The 16,274-nt window shown below is 73.0% G+C and carries 18 protein-coding genes; 14 read left to right on the top strand and 4 right to left on the bottom strand.

Features of this window, described 5'->3' with window-relative positions:
• Positions 1-84: 84 nt before the first annotated feature.
• Positions 85-525 carry a hypothetical protein gene (locus tag ACXJKB_RS00805; protein WP_457184599.1) on the bottom strand — a complete coding sequence of 147 codons (441 nt, stop codon included), beginning with the start codon at positions 523-525 and terminating at the stop codon, positions 85-87.
• A gap of 69 nt (positions 526-594) precedes the next feature.
• A complete protein-coding gene (locus tag ACXJKB_RS00810; protein ID WP_457184600.1) occupies positions 595-1,365 on the bottom strand; it encodes an enoyl-CoA hydratase-related protein in 771 nt (256 codons plus the stop codon).
• Between the two features lie 75 nt (positions 1,366-1,440).
• Here ACXJKB_RS00810 and ACXJKB_RS00815 point away from each other — a divergent pair, with 75 nt between their 5' ends.
• From ACXJKB_RS00815 to ACXJKB_RS00880, 14 genes are all read left to right on the top strand, one after another.
• Complete coding sequence (locus tag ACXJKB_RS00815) at positions 1,441-2,982, top strand: molybdopterin-dependent oxidoreductase (RefSeq protein ID WP_457184601.1); 1,542 nt, start codon at positions 1,441-1,443, stop codon at positions 2,980-2,982.
• 166 nt (positions 2,983-3,148) lie between these two features.
• Positions 3,149-3,808: a fasciclin domain-containing protein gene (locus ACXJKB_RS00820; RefSeq protein WP_457184602.1), complete on the top strand. Its 660-nt coding sequence runs from the start codon at positions 3,149-3,151 to the stop codon at positions 3,806-3,808.
• Positions 3,809-3,836: 28 nt separating this feature from the next.
• Positions 3,837-4,451 (top strand): ECF RNA polymerase sigma factor SigK, encoded by a 615-nt coding sequence (sigK, locus tag ACXJKB_RS00825; RefSeq protein WP_457184603.1) that lies wholly within the window; start codon positions 3,837-3,839, stop codon positions 4,449-4,451.
• Entirely contained in the window at positions 4,448-5,185 is a 738-nt protein-coding gene (locus ACXJKB_RS00830; protein ID WP_457184604.1) for an anti-sigma factor, read from the top strand. Before sigK ends, ACXJKB_RS00830 begins: the two co-directional genes overlap by 4 nt.
• Positions 5,182-7,236: a DUF1365 family protein gene (locus ACXJKB_RS00835; RefSeq protein ID WP_457184605.1), complete on the top strand. Its 2,055-nt coding sequence runs from the start codon at positions 5,182-5,184 to the stop codon at positions 7,234-7,236. Before ACXJKB_RS00830 ends, ACXJKB_RS00835 begins: the two co-directional genes overlap by 4 nt.
• Positions 7,233-8,582 carry a class I SAM-dependent methyltransferase gene (locus ACXJKB_RS00840; RefSeq protein WP_457184606.1) on the top strand — a complete coding sequence of 450 codons (1,350 nt, stop codon included), beginning with the start codon at positions 7,233-7,235 and terminating at the stop codon, positions 8,580-8,582. Before ACXJKB_RS00835 ends, ACXJKB_RS00840 begins: the two co-directional genes overlap by 4 nt.
• A 5-nt stretch (positions 8,583-8,587) precedes the next feature.
• On the top strand, positions 8,588-9,904 hold the full coding sequence (locus ACXJKB_RS00845; protein ID WP_457184607.1) for a class I SAM-dependent methyltransferase: 1,317 nt from the start codon (positions 8,588-8,590) through the stop codon (positions 9,902-9,904).
• Entirely contained in the window at positions 9,898-10,674 is a 777-nt protein-coding gene (locus ACXJKB_RS00850; protein WP_457184608.1) for a DUF1295 domain-containing protein, read from the top strand. Before ACXJKB_RS00845 ends, ACXJKB_RS00850 begins: the two co-directional genes overlap by 7 nt.
• Positions 10,675-10,751: 77 nt before the next feature.
• Complete coding sequence (locus ACXJKB_RS00855; protein WP_457184609.1) at positions 10,752-11,303, top strand: RNA polymerase sigma factor; 552 nt, start codon at positions 10,752-10,754, stop codon at positions 11,301-11,303.
• Between the two features lie 34 nt (positions 11,304-11,337).
• A complete protein-coding gene (locus ACXJKB_RS00860; protein ID WP_457184610.1) occupies positions 11,338-12,474 on the top strand; it encodes a hypothetical protein in 1,137 nt (378 codons plus the stop codon).
• 202 nt (positions 12,475-12,676) lie between these two features.
• Complete coding sequence (locus ACXJKB_RS00865) at positions 12,677-13,168, top strand: helix-turn-helix domain-containing protein (protein ID WP_457184611.1); 492 nt, start codon at positions 12,677-12,679, stop codon at positions 13,166-13,168.
• Between the two features lie 10 nt (positions 13,169-13,178).
• Positions 13,179-13,598: a VOC family protein gene (locus tag ACXJKB_RS00870; protein WP_457184612.1), complete on the top strand. Its 420-nt coding sequence runs from the start codon at positions 13,179-13,181 to the stop codon at positions 13,596-13,598.
• 10 nt (positions 13,599-13,608) lie between these two features.
• Entirely contained in the window at positions 13,609-14,088 is a 480-nt protein-coding gene (locus ACXJKB_RS00875) for a cupin domain-containing protein (RefSeq protein WP_457184613.1), read from the top strand.
• Positions 14,089-14,098: 10 nt separating this feature from the next.
• A complete protein-coding gene (locus ACXJKB_RS00880; RefSeq protein ID WP_457184614.1) occupies positions 14,099-14,650 on the top strand; it encodes a protein-L-isoaspartate O-methyltransferase family protein in 552 nt (183 codons plus the stop codon).
• Here the strand turns inward: ACXJKB_RS00880 and ACXJKB_RS00885 are convergent.
• The gene (locus ACXJKB_RS00885) at positions 14,626-15,756 is read right to left on the bottom strand and encodes a heparan-alpha-glucosaminide N-acetyltransferase domain-containing protein (protein ID WP_457184615.1); all 1,131 of its coding nucleotides are present in this window, start codon (positions 15,754-15,756) and stop codon (positions 14,626-14,628) included. The genes ACXJKB_RS00880 and ACXJKB_RS00885 overlap by 25 nt on opposite strands.
• Before the next feature lie 42 nt (positions 15,757-15,798).
• The gene (locus tag ACXJKB_RS00890; protein WP_457184616.1) at positions 15,799-16,176 is read right to left on the bottom strand and encodes an MmcQ/YjbR family DNA-binding protein; all 378 of its coding nucleotides are present in this window, start codon (positions 16,174-16,176) and stop codon (positions 15,799-15,801) included.
• Between the last annotated feature and the right edge of the window lie 98 nt (positions 16,177-16,274).

The following is a 16,274-nucleotide window of genomic DNA, read 5'->3' on the forward strand; positions in this document are numbered from 1 at the left end:
CCCAACGGTCCCGGGCAGGCGGACAAGCGTACCGGCGAGCACCGACGACCACCGACTTCTCGACGATCCTGGACCGCACGACCCTCACGACAGGAGCAGCACGGCGCCCAGCAGGCACACCACCGCGCCGGCCGTGCGGATCAGGTCCACGCGACCGAGGTCGCCGAGCAGCTCCGTTCGTTCCCCTGCCGGCACGGTGGCCAGCCGCCCGTGCAAGGGCGCGGCGATGACGGCCGTGCTCACCACCGACAGCGCCCCGCCGACCAGGGCCAGCCACGTGCCCGCCGCCTCCGGCTCCGTCGCCGCCGTGCAGGCCAGGACGAGGACGAGCGGGACGTAGAGCGCGCCGACGAGCGGAGCGATCCGACGGGCGTGCCGCTCGTGTGCCGCCGGCCACGCCTCGTCCCCGACCTCACCCAGCGCGGGATAGACGACCAGCGACACGGTCAGCTGGAACCCGAGGTGCCCCGCCGCGACGAGGAGGAGTGTGACGAGGACGAGCGGTCGATCGTCGATGACGCCCACGGGCGGCCTCCTTCGAAGTGGGTCCTCACCCTTCTCCGACCGGATGCCACCCGTGGATGCAGCCCGTGGCTACTTCTTGCGGGAGAGGAAGGCAGTCATCGCCTCGCGGGCCTCGTCGGAGGCGAACAGCCGGGTGCTGGTCTCGGCCATCTCCTCGCCGAGCGCGTCGATGCGCGCGACGAGGTCGCGGTTGAGGATGCGCTTGGACTCCCGGAGGCCCTGAGCAGCACCGGTCGCCAGGCTGGCGCACACGGCGGCGACCTCGGCGGCGAGGTCGTCGGCCGGCACCGCCTTCGTCACCAGCCCGTACCCCGCCGCCTCGGCGCCGGTGAACACCTCGCCGCCCAGCGTGGTCAGGGCCGCGGCGCGCGGGGTCATCCGGTGGTGGACGGTGAGGCTGATGATCGCGGCGGCCAGACCGAGCTTCACCTCGGTGAGCGCGAAGGTGGCGTCCTCGGCGCTGATGGCGATGTCGGCCGCGGCGACGATGCCGATGCCGCCGGCGCGGACGGCACCGAGGTTCTTGGTCACGACCGGCTTGTCGAGGGTGGCGATCAGCCGCTGCAGGTCGACGATGCGGCGGGTGCCGGCCTCCATTCCCTCGCTCGACGCCTCGGTGAGGTCGGCGCCGGAGCAGAAGACCTTGCCCGAGCTCTCGATCAGCACGGCCCGCACGTCGGGGTCCGCGCCGGCGCGCTCGAGGTGGGCGAAGAGCTCGGTGACGAGCTGTCGGCTCAGGGCGTTGCGGTTGGCGGGGCTGTCGAGGGTGATCGTGGCGACGGCGTCGGCCACGGCGTAGTGCACCAGCTCTGCGGGGGCCTGGTCGGTCGGGGCGGTCATGGCGGTCATCCTGCCGCAAACCCGGCGGAGGACCGTCCGACCCATCCGCGAGCCCGACGGCACCGAACACCGCCCATGCACTCCCCCGACCAGCGGTCCCGGCCGCGCACCCTGCGCCACGCCGCGTACGGCGTGCTCGCCACCATCGTCGGTCTCGCCGCCGCCCACCTGGTCGCGGCGCTGACCGTTCCGGCGGCGTCCCCTGTGCTCGCGGTCGGCTCGACCGTCATCGACCTGACGCCCACCCCGCTCAAGGAGTGGGCCATCCGGGAGTTCGGCAGCGCCGACAAGCTGGTCCTGGTCGGCTCGGTCACGCTGGTCGTGCTGCTGCTGGCGGCCGTCGCCGGCATCGTCACCGCACGCCGCGAGACCCCCGGACTCCTCGTCCTGGTGGGCCTGGCCGGCGTCGCGGGAGTGCTGGCCGTCCTGCGCCCGGGCTCCGGGCCGCTGGACCTCGTACCTGCCCTGGTCGCCGCCGCGGTCGGAGCCACCTCGCTGTGGTGGCTGCACCGTGTCGACGACCGGGGTCACACGGAACCGTCGCCGGGGGGCGACGGTCCCACTCGACGCGGGGTCGTGCTGGCCTCCGGCGCACTCGCTGCGGCTGCAGTGGCCATGGGGGGCCTCGGTCGCTGGGTGACGTCGTACCGCCTCGGCGGGACGGACGTCGCCCTGCCGGTGGCCACCGACCCCGCGTCGTCCTTCCCCACCGGTCTCGAGGAGATGTACGACGGCATCACGCCGCTGCGCACCCCGACCGGCGACTTCTACCGCGTCGACACCCGGCTGACGCTCCCCACCGTGGACGTCGAGTCGTGGACCCTCACCATCGACGGCGACGTCGACCAGGAGGTCACGCTGACCTTCGACGACCTCGCCGCGATGGACACCGTCGAGCGCGACATCACGCTCACCTGCGTCTCCAACGAGGTCGGCGGACCCTACGTCGGCGGCGCCCGCTGGCTCGGCGTACCCCTCGCCGCCGTGCTCGCCCGGGCCGGCATCGACTCGACGAAGGCCGACCAGATCCTGTCCACCGACGTCGACGGGATGACGATCTCCACGCCCCTCGACGTGGCGCTCGACGGGCGCGACGCGATCATCGCGATCGGCATGAACGGCGGCCCCCTGCCCCGCACCCACGGCTTCCCCGCGCGGATGGTCGTCCCCGGGCTCTACGGCTTCGTCAGCGCCTGCAAGTGGATCACCCGCATGACCCTGACGACGTACGACGCCGAGCAGGCGTACTGGACCGAGCGTGACTGGGTCGTCGACGCACCGATCAAGATCTCGAGCCGGATCGACACCCCCAAGCCGCTGTCGGAGACCGACGCCGGCTCCGTGGTCATCGGCGGCATCGCCTGGGCCCAGGGCGTCGGCATCGACAAGGTCGAGGTCCGCGTCGACGGTGGACCCTGGCAGCCCGCGAAGCTCGGCCCCCAGGTCAACGACGACTACTGGCGCCAGTGGTACCTCGAGTGGGACGCCGAACCGGGCCGGCACCTCATCGCCTCCCGCGCCACCAACAAGGACGGCGACGTGCAGACCGACGTCCGGATGCGTCCCTTCCCCGAGGGCTCGAGCGGACTGCAGGAGATCTCGGTCCTCATCGCCTGATCCGCCTGACCGCCTGATCCCCGCCCGGCGCCGCCTGCGTACGCTTGTCCAAGGATTGTCCAAAGTTTTTCGAGGAATGACCCATCCGCCCCCGGAGCGGCGCCGAACACCTCTCGACAGCGGGCCCCCCACGGTCCACCTCAAGGCTCAACCGAAAGGCAGTGTCATGAACACCAAGCTCCGCACCCGCTCGATGGGCCTCGCCGCCCTTGCACTGACCGCGTCCATGGGCCTGGCTGCCTGTGGCAGCGACACCGACAGCGGCAACGCGTCCGAGCCCACCACGTCCGAGTCGAGCTCCGAGACCCCCATGGAGTCGGAGTCGCCGATGGAGTCCGAGGAGCCGATGGCCGCCGACGCACCGTTCGGTCCCGGCTGCGCCGGCGTCCCCACCTCCGGTGAGGGCTCCGTCGAGGGCATGGCCGACGACCCGGTCGCGACCGCCGCCTCGAACAACCCGCTCCTCAAGACGCTGGTCGCCGCGGTGACCGAGGCCGACCTCGTGGACACGCTCAACTCCGCCGAGAACCTCACCGTCTTCGCCCCGACCGACGACGCGTTCGCCGCGATCCCGAAGAAGGACCTCAACGCCCTCCTGAAGGACAAGGAGATGCTGACGACCGTCCTGACCCACCACGTGATCGGCGAGCGCCTCAGCCCTGAGGACGTGGCTGGCGAGCACGAGACCCTGGCCGGCGACATGCTCACGGTCGAGGGCGAGGGCGAGGACTTCACCATCGGTGACGCCAGCGTCGTGTGCGGCAACGTGCAGACCGCCAACGCCACCGTCTACGTGGTCGACCAGGTCCTGATGCCGGAGATGTGAGTCGTCGGCCGACGACCACTACGTAAGGATGACTGACGTGGACCACGTGAGGCCCGTACCGGACGGGGCGCCCGAGGGCGCCCCGTCCGGGGGCGACCCGGCTCGGCTGGCCGACCTGCTCCGGCAGGCGGCCCTGGGCGACGAAGCGGCCTTCGCCGCGTTCTACGACGCGACGTCCGCACGGGCCTACGGCCTGGCGCTTCGCGTGGTCCGCAACCCGGCACACGCCGAGGAGGTCACCCAGGAGGCCTACCTCGACGCCTGGCGGTCCAGCACGAGGTACGACGCCGGGCGCGGGAGCGCCGTCGGCTGGCTGCTGACGATCGTCCACCGCAAGGCCGTCGACCGGATCCGCTCGGTCGAGGCCGCCACGTCCCGCGACGAGACGTGGAACCGCGAGGCCGCGCCGACCGACCACGACCAGACCTCCGAGGCCGCACACGCCTCGCTCGACGCAGCCCGCGTCCGCGGCGCGGTCGCCACCCYGACCGACGTGCAGCGCCAGGCCGTCGAGCTCACCTACTTCGGCGGCTACACGCACACCGAGGTCGCCACCTTGCTGGACGTCCCGCTCGGGACGGCGAAGACACGAATACGCGACGGGTTGATCCGCCTGCGGGACCTGATGGGAGTTGCCTCATGAGTGAGATGGACATCCACAAGCTCACGGGCGCCTATGCCATGGACGCCCTCGACGAGCTCGAGCGTGCGCGGTTCGAGCAGCACCTCGCGACGTGCGAGGACTGCAGGGCCGAGGTCGCCGAGCTCCGCGAGACGGCGGCGCTGCTGTCCGAGACCGTTGCGGTCCCGCCACCGGCGGCCCTGCGCGACTCGGTCCTCGCCGGCATCTCCCAGATCCGCCCGCTCGCCCCTGAGGTGACCGCCTCCCCGTCGCGCCACGCCGACCGCCCGGCAGCACGGGGGCGGGGTTGGATGCCCTTTCTGGTCGCGGCGGCACTCGCGCTCATCGTCGGGGTCGGCGCCCTGGTGACGCAGCCCTGGGCCCCGTCCGACGACGTCCAGCGCCTGACCGCGGCCGAGCAGGTCCTGCAGGCGCCCGACGCGCAGGCGGTCTCCGTCGACCTCGGCGAAGCAGGCAACGCGACCCTCACCCGGTCGAAGTCCCAGGACCGCGCGGTGATCACCACCGAGGACATGGCCTCCGCCCCCTCGGGCAAGGACTACGAGCTGTGGTTCATCGACGGCGACACGTTCGTCTCCGCCGGGCTGATGCCCGACGAGCCCGACCAGACGGTCGTCCTCGACGGGTCCGCCGGGGCAGCCGCCGCCGTCGGCATCACGGTCGAGCCGGACGGAGGCTCCAAGCAGCCCACCAGCGACCCGATCGCCGTGTTCGACCTGGCCGAGGCGACATGAGCGCCGCCACCACGCCACAGCGGATCGCCGTCGTCGGCTCCGGCGTGGCGGGGCTCACCGCGGCCTGGATCGCCTCGCGCACCGCCCACGTGACCCTCTACGAGGCCGACGACCGCCTGGGTGGCCACGCCGACACCCACCGCGTCGCGACTCCCGACGGCGAGCTGGCCATCGACACGGGCTTCATCGTCCACAACCGTCGGACCTACCCCACCCTGCTGCGGCTCTTCGCCGAGCTCGGGGTGGCGACCCAGCCCTCGGAGATGTCCCTGTCGGTCAGCGACGCCGGCACCGGTGTCGAGTACGCCGGTGCGCTCGGCGCGCGCGGCCTGTTCGCCCAGCGGTCCTCGCTCCGCTCGCGCGAGCACTGGCGGATGCTGCTGGAGATCCCCCGCTTCCACCGCCGGGCGAAGGCCGTGCTCGCCGACGGCGCTGCGTCATCCGGATCGGCACCTACTGGTGCGGGTTCGCATGACGCAGAGGCCGACCAGACGCTGCGCGACTTCCTGCGCGACGGCGGCTTCTCCCCCGGTTTCGTCCGGCACTTCATGGAGCCGCTGGTGGCTGCCGTCTGGTCGTGCGACCCGGCGACGTCCCTGGACTACCCCGCCCGCTACCTCTTCACCTTCCTCGAGCACCACGGGATGCTCGGCGTCTTCGGCTCGCCGGAGTGGCGCACCGTCACGGGCGGCTCAGCGACGTACGTCGCCGCGGTGGCCGCCGGCCTGCAGGAGGTCCGGCTGGAGACCAAGGTGACGTCGGTGCACGAGCTCGCCGACGGTGTCGAGGTCACCGACGGCAGCGGCGCCACCACCCGCTTCGACGCGGTCGTGGTCGCCACGCACCCCTCGCACGCGCTCGCGATGCTCGAGTCGCCCACCGACCTCCAGCGCGAGGTCCTCTCCGCGCTGCCCTACAGCAGCAACCCCGCGCTCCTCCACACCGACACCTCCCTGCTCCCGACCGCCCCCGACGCACGGGCGTCGTGGAACTTTCACCGCCCCGCGGCTGAGCCTGCGACGTCGCAGGGCGGCGTCACGGTCACCTACGACCTCACCCGCCTCCAGCGGCTGCCCACCGACACCCACTACCTCGTCACCCTGGGCGGCGAGGACCTCGTCGACCCGGCGAGCGTGATCGACCGGATGGAGTACGAGCACCCGCTCTACACGCCCGCGTCGGTGGCCGCGTCGCGCCGGCTGCCCGAGATCAACACGTCGCGGATCTCCTTCGCCGGGGCGTACCACGGCTGGGGCTTCCACGAGGACGGCGCACGCTCGGGTCTAGCGGCCGCCACCCACCTCGGCCTCCCCTGGGTCCGCACCACCCCGAAGCTGCCGCGTCCGGGTCGCTTCGAGACCACCATCCGCCACACCCGGCGCAGCCCGTTCCGGCGCACCTTCGAGCACCACTCGACCTTCTGGCTCGTCGACCTCGACGACCTGCCCGACCACGGCGTGCTGGCGCGGTTCGAGGCGCGCGACCACCTCGGTGCGCCCGACGCCACGCTGCGCGACAACGTCGAGTCGTTCCTCGCCGACAACGGCGTCTCGCTCGGCGACGGCGACCGTCCCGGCACGATCCTGATGGCGGCGCACCCGCGCTCCCTCGGTCACTGCTTCAACCCGATCAGCGTCTTCTGGTGCTTCGACGACAAGGCGCGCCAGGCAGGCGTGGTMGTCGAGGTGCACAACACCTACGGCGACCGGCACGCCTACCTCGTCCACCCCGACGAGCAGGGCCGCGCCCGCACGGACAAGGCGCTCTACGTCTCGCCCTTCCACGGCGTCGACGGCTCGTACGACGTCGCCGTGCCCGTCCCGACCGACCGCCTCGACATCGCGATCACGCTGCGTGGTCACGACGACGGGTCCGCGCCGTTCAGCGCGAGCCTCACCGGCACCCGCAGCGACGTGCCCGTCCGCCGGACCCTCGGCGCGACCCTGCGCGGCAGCGCACTCATCCGCGCGCACGGCATCTGGCTGTGGGCCCGCCGGCTGCCGGTCCGCCCCCGACCACAGACCACCCACCGACAGGAGGGAGTCCGATGACCCTCGAGAAGAACCACCCCCAGCAGGAGGGCACGCAGGGCATGCCCGCCCTCGAGCAGCTGCCCGCCGGCCCCCGCACCGCGGTCTCGGCCGCCGTCGCGCGCCGCCTCTTCCGCGCCGCCGTCGCCCGCCTCGACGTCACGGTCGTGGAGGAGCCGACCGGTCGCCGGTTCGGGCGCGGAGGGCCGCTGATGCGCCTGCACCGGCCCGAGGAGTTCTACGCCCGGGTGGGCCGTGACGGCCTGATCGGCTTCGGCGAGGCCTACCTGACCGGCGCCTGGGACGCCGACGACCTGGCCGGCTTCCTCACCGTGCCGGCGGCCCGCATGTCGACGCTGGTGCCGGAGCCGCTGCAGCGCCTCCGCGCCCTCGTGATGCCCCGGCTGCCCCATCACCAGCGGAGCACCGAGGCCAACAGCCAGGCCAACATCTCGCACCACTACGACCTGTCCAACGAGCTCTTCGCGCTCTTCCTCGACGAGACCCTGAGCTATTCGTCCGCGCTCTTCGACACCTCCGTCCTCCCGGCCGGGGCGGGCCCCGGCTCCGTCGGTGACCACCTGGTCGCCACTCCACCAGAGCCCACCGACGACCGGGACCCGACCGTCCACAGCCCCGACCTCGCGGACGCGCAGGGTCGCAAGGTCGAGCGCCTCCTCGACGAGGCGGGAGTCACCGCCGGCACCCGCGTCCTCGAGATCGGCACCGGGTGGGGCGAGCTCGCCATCCGCGCCGCCCGGCGCGGCGCGAGCGTCCACACGATCACGTTGTCGGTCGAGCAGCTCGAGCTCGCCGAGAGGCGGATCGCCGCGGCCGGGTTCGCCGACCGCGTCCACGTCGAGCTGATGGACTACCGCGCGCTCGCCGCCACCGGTGCGACGTACGACGCCGTGCTGTCCGTGGAGATGATCGAGGCCGTGGGCCACGAGTTCTGGGGCACCTACTTCGGCACCATCGACCGCGTGCTGGCACCCGGCGGCCGGGTCGCCATCCAGGCGATCACGATGCCGCACGACCGGATGCTCGCCACGCGCGACGGCCACACCTGGATCAACAAGTACATCTTCCCCGGCGGCTTCCTGCCCAGCGTCGAGGTCATCGACCAGGTCACCCGCGGCGAGACCACTCTCCGGCTGACCGGGCAGCTCGCGATGGGCGACCACTACGCCGAGACGCTGCGCCGCTGGGACCGCCGGTTCCTCGCCCAGCGCGACGCCGTCCTCGCCCTCGGCTTCGACGACCTCTTCATGCGGGTCTGGCACTTCTACCTCGCCTACTCGCAGGCCGGTTTCGCGAGCGGCTACCTCGACGTCTCGCAGCTCACCTTCACCCGGGAGGACCGGTGACACCCGTGACCCGGACCGCGCCGTCCGACACCACGCTGACCTCCGCGGGCGTCGCCGACCGCCTCGCCGCGGCGGTCCGCCCGTTCATCGGCGGCGACCTGCCGGTGCGCCTGCAGGCATGGGACGGCTCGGTCGCCGGACCCGCCGGCGCCCCGCTCGTGGTCCTTCGGTCGCCCGACGCGCTGCGCCGGCTGCTGTGGCACCCGGGCGAGCTCGGCGCTGCCCAGGCCTACGTGACCGGCGAGCTCGACGTCCCCGAGCAGGACGGCTGGGACCTCGGCTCCGCACTGACGCACGCCTTCGAGGTCGGCGCCGAGCGCGGGCTGTCCGGCGTACGCCTCTCGCCGCGCGCCCTGGTCGACGCGGTCCGCACCGCCGCCGGGCTCGGCGCGCTGGGCCGACCCCCAGCGCCGCCGGCCTCGCAGGCGCAGGTCACGGGACGGCTGCACAGCCTCGCCCGCGACCGGTCGTCGATCAGCCACCACTACGACCTCTCCAACGAGTTCTACTCCCTCGTCCTCGAGCCGCAGATGGCCTACAGCTGCGGCTACCACGCCTCCCCCGACGTCTCGCTCGAGGAGGCGCAGCGCGCCAAGCTCGACCTCGTCTGCACCAAGCTCGGCCTCGAGCCGAGCATGCGGATGCTCGACGTCGGCTGCGGGTGGGGCTCGCTGTCGCTGCACGCGGCCGAGCACTTCGGGGCGCAGGTGACCGGGGTGACGATCTCGGCGGAGCAGAAGGCGTTCATCGACGCCCGGATCGCCGAACGCGGGCTGCAGGACCGGGTCGAGATCCGGCTGCAGGACTACCGCGAGGTGCCCGAGCGCGACCACTTCGACGCCGTCGGCTCGCTCGAGATGGGCGAGCACGTCGGTGCGCGCAACTACCCGACCTACGTCGAGGTGCTGCGCCGCTCGGTCCGGCCGGGCGGGCGGGTGCTGGTCCAGCAGATGTCGCGCCAGGGCGCCGGCGGCGGCAAGCACCCGGGCGGCGGCCCGTTCATCGAGTCGTTCATCGCCCCCGACATGACGATGCGGCCGGTCGGCGAGACCGTCGGCCTGATCGAGGCGGGCGGGCTCGAGGTGCGTGACGTGCACGCGATGCGCGAGCACTACGTGCTCACCGTGGCGGGCTGGATGGCCAACTTCGAGGCCAACCTGCCCCGGCTCCGCGAGCTCGTCGGCGAGGAGGTCGTCCGCGTCTGGCGGCTCTACCTCGTCGGCGGCGCACTCGCCTTCCGCGACGGCCGGATGGGCGTCGACCAGGTCCTGGCCGTCCGCCCCGGCGGTCCTCACACCCTGCCGGCGGTGCGCGCGTGCTGAGTGCCGCACTGGTCGCGCTCCTCGCCGCCGCCGTCGTCATGGGGTCGACGGCGGCGGTGAGCCGTCGTCTGAACCGGGTCGCGGTGGTCGACGTGGCCTGGGGGCTGGCGTTCGTCGCGATCGCCCTCACCCTGGCGCTCGTGCGGCCCGACGCCCACTCCTGGCTCCTCGCCGCCCTCGTCACCGCGTGGGGCGGCCGCCTCGCGTGGCACATCGGGCGCCGCTCGCGCGGGCACGGCGAGGACCCTCGCTACGAGAAGATGCTCGGCGGGCCGGGCTGGTCCGCCGGCGCCGGCCGCGTCGTCACCAAGGTCTTCCTGACGCAGGCCGTCGTCGCGTTCCTCATCTCCGCGCCGCTCCAGGTCGCGGCGGCGTACGACGTCCGCTGGTGGCCCGTGGTGTGGGCGGGTGTCGTGGTCTGGGCGGTGGGGGTGTTCTTCGAGGTCGTCGGCGACGCGCAGCTCGAGGCCTACAAGGCCCGGCCGCGCGAGTCGCGCCCGCGGATCCTCGACACCGGCCTGTGGGGCTGGAGCCGGCACCCCAACTACTTCGGCGACGCCTGCGTGTGGTGGGGCCTCTGGATCGCGGGCGCGCTGGCGGTGGGCTGGCTCCCGGGCCTGCTCACCGTGTGGGCGCCCGCCGCGATGACGTACTTCGTGCGCAACGTGACCGGTGCCAAGCTGCTGGAGCGGACGATGTCGCAGCGTGAGGGATGGGACGAGTACGCCGCCCGGGTGCCGCTGTTCGTCCCGCGTCCCCCGCGGGGGTGAGGTCGGAGCGGGATCTCCGGGCGCCGGCAGGGGGGGTTCTGTGGGCGTGACGACCGTCTTCGGGTGACAATGCGCCGGTGGGTGAGCAGGAGGGGCTCGACTGCGCCGTCGAGGCGATGCAGGCGGGGGACGAGGCGGCGTTCCGCGTCGTCTACCGTCATGTCCAGCCATCGCTCCTGCGCTACCTCACCGTCCTCGTCGGCCCCGTCGAGGCCGAGGACGTCGCCAGCGAGGCCTGGGCGCAGGCCTTCCGCGACCTCGACCGGTTCAGCGGCGACGCTGACGGCTTCCGCGGGTGGATCACCACGATCGGCCGCAACCGCGCCCTCGACCACCTGCGCCACGCCCGGCGCCGGCCCGTCGCCGACGACTCGGTCGAGGACCTCGTGGACCTGCCGGACGACGTCGACGTCGAGGCCGACATCATCGGCAGGGCAGAATCCGAGGCGGTCATCCGACTGATCGGCAGCCTGCCCCGCGACCAGGCGGAGGCCATCATGCTGCGCACGGTGCTCGGCTTCGACGCCCCCACCGCGGCCCGCATCCTCGGCAAGCGCCCGGGCGCCGTGCGCGCTGCGGCCCACCGCGGCCTCAAGCAGCTGGCCAGGCGAATCTCCGAGGAGCCGTAACACCTGTGACTGCCGTGACGCTGAAGGGAGTGAGATGAGCACCCCGGACCCCCGCCTGTCCCGCCGTGATGCCGAGCGCCTGCTCGACGCCCCCGCGGAGCACGACAGCGTCCTCGGGTGGGCCCTCACCGCCGCCAGTGCTCCCGCGCACCCGAGCGAGCTCCACGGCGAGGACGCAGCAGCAGCGGCCTTCCAGGCCGCGCGACTCTCGCCGGCACCGTCGACCAGGATCGGCTACGTCTCGCCCTCGCGCCTCGGGAGCCGCGCCGCCGCCCGAGCCGTGATCGCGACCGGCGCCGTCGTCGCCCTCACCTCCGGCGGCTTCGCCCTCGCCAGCACCACCGGCCTCCCGGGCCTTCCCGACCTGCCGGGGCTGCCCGCCCTTCCCGGCCAGGCGTCCGACCGGGCCAGCGACGCCACGGCCGACGCACCGCGCGGCGCGGCCGGCTCCGTCACACCGGGTGACAGCGGCAGCACGGACGGCAGCCCCTCGGGGTCGGCCAGCGGCTCGCCCAGCACCTCGCCCGGCGCCTCCGGGTCGACCGGTTCCTCCAGCTCGACGGCGTCGCCCGGGTCCCCGTCCGCCACTCCGTCCCAGTCACCGTCCGCAACCCCGCCCGAGACCTCCGACGGTCCGGCCACCCCGTCGCCCAGCTTCGAGGGCCTCTGCCGGGCCTTCCAGGCCACCGACCGCTCCGACGCCGGCTCGTCGCTCGACAGCGCCGCCTTCCTCGCGCTCGCGGCCCAGGCCGGTGGTGCCGACCGGATCGCCACCTACTGCGTCGACCTCATCGGTCCGCCGAAGCAGACCGCCAAGCCGACCCCGTCTCCCGGCAAGCCCACCGACCAGCCCACGAAGGGCAACCAGGGGAACCAGAGCTCCGGCAACAACAACGCCGGCAGCAACAACAACTCGGGGAACAACTCGGGGAACAACAGCTCGGGCAGCCAGAACAACGGCTCGACGAACCAGCCGAACCCGCACAGCCAGACCAACAACGGCAACGGGAACGGCAACGGCAACGGGCCGGGGAAGTCCGGCAGCTCGTCGAACCCGAGCCCGGCGACCACGCCAGCCACCCCCACCAGTCCAGCCAGCCCGACCACCAGTCCGACCGGCCCCAGCTCGGGGAACCCGGACAAGGGGGGCGGCGCACACACGTCCGGGTGACTCCCGGCGGCGGCCGCGTTCCGCAGGACCGGCTCTCGCACCCCGCACGTCGACCTCCCGCCGACGTACGGGATCCCCCCAGAACCGCGAGATCCACGTCCTACCAACGCACAGACAACGGCATGGCCCTCCCCCGGGGTCATGCCGTTGTCGTGTCCCCGTCGGCCCCGCACTGTCCACGTCACGCGTTAGGTTCGGTTGCATGGCCCGCCCGCTCTCCGCGCAGGAGGACACCAACCGACGGATGCTCCGCGCCCGCGACGAGATGGACCGCCGCTACGCCGAGCCCCTCGACGTACCCACCCTCGCCGCCATCGCGCACCTGTCGGTGTCGCAGTTCGGGCGCGTGTTCAAGGACGTCTACGGCGAGACGCCCCACCGCTACCTCCAGCGGCGTCGGGTGGAGCGGGCGATGACGCTGCTGCGCCAGACCGACCGACCGGTGACCGACGTGGCGTGGGACGTCGGGTTCGCCAGCCTCGGTACCTTCAGCCGCACCTTCAGCAACGTCGTCGGGTGCTCACCCACGGAGTTCCGCGCGGGCCACACCCCGGTCGCCGTGCCGTCGTGCTTCATCGCCGCATGGACGCGCCCCCGCGAGCGGGAGGCGCCAGCCGTGCCCGACCGGGCCGTGGGGACGGCCGCCCCGAGGACAGCGGTTTCGGAGAAGCGGGAGGGGGTCGTCGCTGGCTAGCGTCGTCGCCATGAACACCAACCACATCACCAGCCTCCACATCCGCAGCGTGCCGGTCCTCGACCAGGACGAGGCGCTCGACTTCTACACCACCCACCTCGGCTTCGAGGTGCGCGACGACATCGACCTCGGCTTCATGCGCTGGCTGACCGTCGGCGTCCCGGGCCAGGACACCTCGATCCTGCTCGAGCTCGTCGGGGCGCCCATGCACGACGAGTCGACCGCAGCGCAGGTGCGCGAGCTCGTGGCCAAGGGCGCGCTCGGCGGCGTCTTCCTGCTCAGCGACGACGTGCACGCGACCTATGCCGCGCTCCGCGACGCCGGCGTCGAGATCACCCAGGAGCCGGTCGAGCAGCCCTACGGCACCGACTTCGGCATCCGGGACCCGTTCGGCAACCACGTCCGCATCAACCAGCCGGCCACGGCCTGAAGGGACCTCGATGAGCTACCCACCGCCGATCTACCACGGCGACTCCGGCGAGGTGTCCGCCAGCGTCGTGCCGGCGGACGTCGAGCCCGCCGTCGTCTACCCCAACGGCAACAAGGTCTTCTACCTCGCCCAGGGCACTGGGACCCAAGGCACGTTCGGCCTCTACCGGTGGGAGTTCGCCGGCCCCGAGAGCGGCCCCGACGCCCACTTCCACCGCACCGTCACCGAGTCGTTCTACGTCCTCGAGGGCACCGTCACGATCTACGACGGCACCGACTGGGTGAAGTGCCACGCCGGCGACTTCGCGCACGTCCCCGCCGGCGGGATCCACGGCTTCCGCAACCAGGACGGGGCGGCCAAGATGCTCCTCCACTTCGCGCCGGGTGCGCCTCGTGAGGCCTACTTCGAGGGGCTGGCCGCCGGCAAGGGCAACCTCGACGGCGATGCCTACGACCGGTTCATGCGAGAGCACGACAACCACTGGGTCTGAGCGAGGTCGGGTGGATCAGGTCACTGCGGCGTTCGACGCCACCCCGCGCCGGGACTTCCTCCCGCGCGGGGTGCGGCGTCGTGCGTCGTACGACGGTCCGCTGGCGATCGCGGCGGACCAGACCAACTCCCAGCCCCGCACCGTCGACGACATGCTGCGGCTGCTCGACGTCCGCGCCGGCCAGCGGGTCCTCGACGTCGGGTCGGGGAGCGGGTGGACGACCGCGCTGCTGGCGCACCTGGTCGGACCGGCCGGGTCGGTGCTCGGCGTCGAGCTGGAGCCGGAGCTGGTGTCGTTCGGCACCGGCAACCTGGCGCGCACCGACCGCCCGTGGGCGTCGATCCGTCGGGCGGAGCCCGGGGTGCTCGGCGACCCCGACGGAGCGCCGTACGACCGCATCCTCGTCTCCGCGATGGCCGACGAGCTGCCGCTCGCCCTGGTCGACCAGCTCACCGATGACGGCGTCCTGGTGGTGCCGGTGGACGGGACGATGCTGCGGGTGACCAACCCGGGGGCCGTCGCCACCGAGCACGGGCGCTACCGGTTCGTGCCGCTGCGCTGAGGTTCTGGCCGGCCCGACCTCCGGGCCAGCCGGACCGGCAGGCTCGCCGCCGCCTCGAGCGGGCCGCGGACCCGGAGCAGCCGGAGCGCCGCCCCGATCGCCAGGAGCACCACGACGTGGGTGAGGTAGGTCGAGGGCTCCTCCGGCGGCCACACGGCCTCGGTGCGCATCACGACGTGCAGCGAGTAGAGCGTGAGCGTCGCCGCGCCCGCTCCGAAGAGGACGGCGAGAACGGCGGTCGCCGGTCGGGGCAGCAGCCGCTCGACGAGCAGGCAGAGCGCGATCACCAGGACCGCGCTGCCGATCGTCTGGGCGAGGTCGAACGGCGTCGCCGAGTGGGGCGCGACGAGCAGCAGCCAGTCCCAGTCGCCGTCGGCGGGCGTCGTGCCGTACATCCCGGTGGCGTTCTCCGACGCGACCACCGGGTCGACCAGCGACCGCGAGACCTGCGTGGCGAGCACTGCCACCGAGAGTCCGCCGAGGGCCAGGCCGCCGAGCAGCGAGGTGTCGCGCAGGTCGAGGCGGCCGAGCACGAGACCGGCGAGGACGTAGGCCAGCCACGGCACGACCGGGTAGTAGCCGGTGAAGAGCAGCTCGCTCGCCAGCTGCCCGGGGTCGGCGAGCTGCTGGAAGGTCGGGCTGTCGAACCCCCGCTCCGGCAGGTGCGGTCGCACCAGGTGCGAGACCACCGGCGCGAGGGCGACCCACGCGACGGTGAGCGGCAGGAGCCAGCGGACGCCCAGGAGCGTGAACGGCAGGCCCAGGACGAACAGCACCCCGTAGTAGGTGAGGATGATCGCGATGCCGGTGTCCAGGCCACCGAGCAGCAGGCCGAGCCCGCCGATCAGCAGGGCCCGGACGGCGATGCCGAGGGTGCGCAGCGCGAGCGGCCGACCCCGGAGCGGCTCGCGGGTCATCAGTGCGAGGCTCACGCCTGCGAGCACCGCGAAGAGCGCCGACGCCCGGCCGCCGGCCAGCCACTGGGCGGTGGCGAGGTCCCCGGCAGGCGTGCGCTCGTCGAGCACGTGGGTGGCGACCATGCCGAGCAGCGCGAGGCACCGGGCGACGTCCAGCCCGACGAGGCGGCCGCTCCGGGTCCCGGTCATGGGCCCCATCCTGCCGGGCGGCTCGCGAACGGGCGGGTGCGCTCAGGCGTCGGGCCGGGCGACCTGGTCGGCGAGGCGTGCGGGCGCCTGGATGCAGTAGGAGTCGGTCAGCAGCTCGGCGAGCTCGTCCCAGTCGGTCTCGTCGTCGAGGAGCATCCCGATGTAGTTGCCGCCCCAGCCGGCCCGGAAGTAGGGCTCACCCATGTGCTCGAAGGCGGCCACCTCGTCGGGCTCGCCGCGGAAGGTGATCCGGAAGAGCTGGTCCTCCCCGCCGAAGACGTGGGCCACCGTCGCACTGCCCACGCGCCAGCGCGTGCCGGTCCACGCCGACTCCTGCCGGCAGCGCGGCAATGCCCCGAGCACCGCGTCGATGCGCAGCACCCACTCCTCGGGCACGAGGGGACGGTCGGCGAGGGCCACGGCGCGATCCTGCCACCGCGCACCGACACCGACGTCCCGCCGCTGGGGTCGGTTGGTCGGACGGGCAGCAGGGTGGTGCCCGGCTCGGCCGGACACCA

The organism is Nocardioides sp. P5_E3 (genome assembly GCF_054049275.1).

What these genes read in the sequence shown, in the direction of transcription:
- ACXJKB_RS00810 (WP_457184600.1), bottom strand. Translation starts at nt 1,365, where the DNA reads ATGACCGCCCCGACCGACCAGGCCCCCGCAGAGCTGGTGCACTACGCC.
- ACXJKB_RS00815 (WP_457184601.1), top strand. Translation starts at nt 1,441, where the DNA reads ATGCACTCCCCCGACCAGCGGTCCCGGCCGCGCACCCTGCGCCACGCC.
- ACXJKB_RS00820 (WP_457184602.1), top strand. Translation starts at nt 3,149, where the DNA reads ATGAACACCAAGCTCCGCACCCGCTCGATGGGCCTCGCCGCCCTTGCA.
- ACXJKB_RS00830 (WP_457184604.1), top strand. Translation starts at nt 4,448, where the DNA reads ATGAGTGAGATGGACATCCACAAGCTCACGGGCGCCTATGCCATGGAC.
- ACXJKB_RS00840 (WP_457184606.1), top strand. Translation starts at nt 7,233, where the DNA reads ATGACCCTCGAGAAGAACCACCCCCAGCAGGAGGGCACGCAGGGCATG.
- ACXJKB_RS00860 (WP_457184610.1), top strand. Translation starts at nt 11,338, where the DNA reads ATGAGCACCCCGGACCCCCGCCTGTCCCGCCGTGATGCCGAGCGCCTG.
- ACXJKB_RS00865 (WP_457184611.1), top strand. Translation starts at nt 12,677, where the DNA reads ATGGCCCGCCCGCTCTCCGCGCAGGAGGACACCAACCGACGGATGCTC.
- ACXJKB_RS00870 (WP_457184612.1), top strand. Translation starts at nt 13,179, where the DNA reads ATGAACACCAACCACATCACCAGCCTCCACATCCGCAGCGTGCCGGTC.
- ACXJKB_RS00875 (WP_457184613.1), top strand. Translation starts at nt 13,609, where the DNA reads ATGAGCTACCCACCGCCGATCTACCACGGCGACTCCGGCGAGGTGTCC.
- ACXJKB_RS00885 (WP_457184615.1), bottom strand. Translation starts at nt 15,756, where the DNA reads ATGACCGGGACCCGGAGCGGCCGCCTCGTCGGGCTGGACGTCGCCCGG.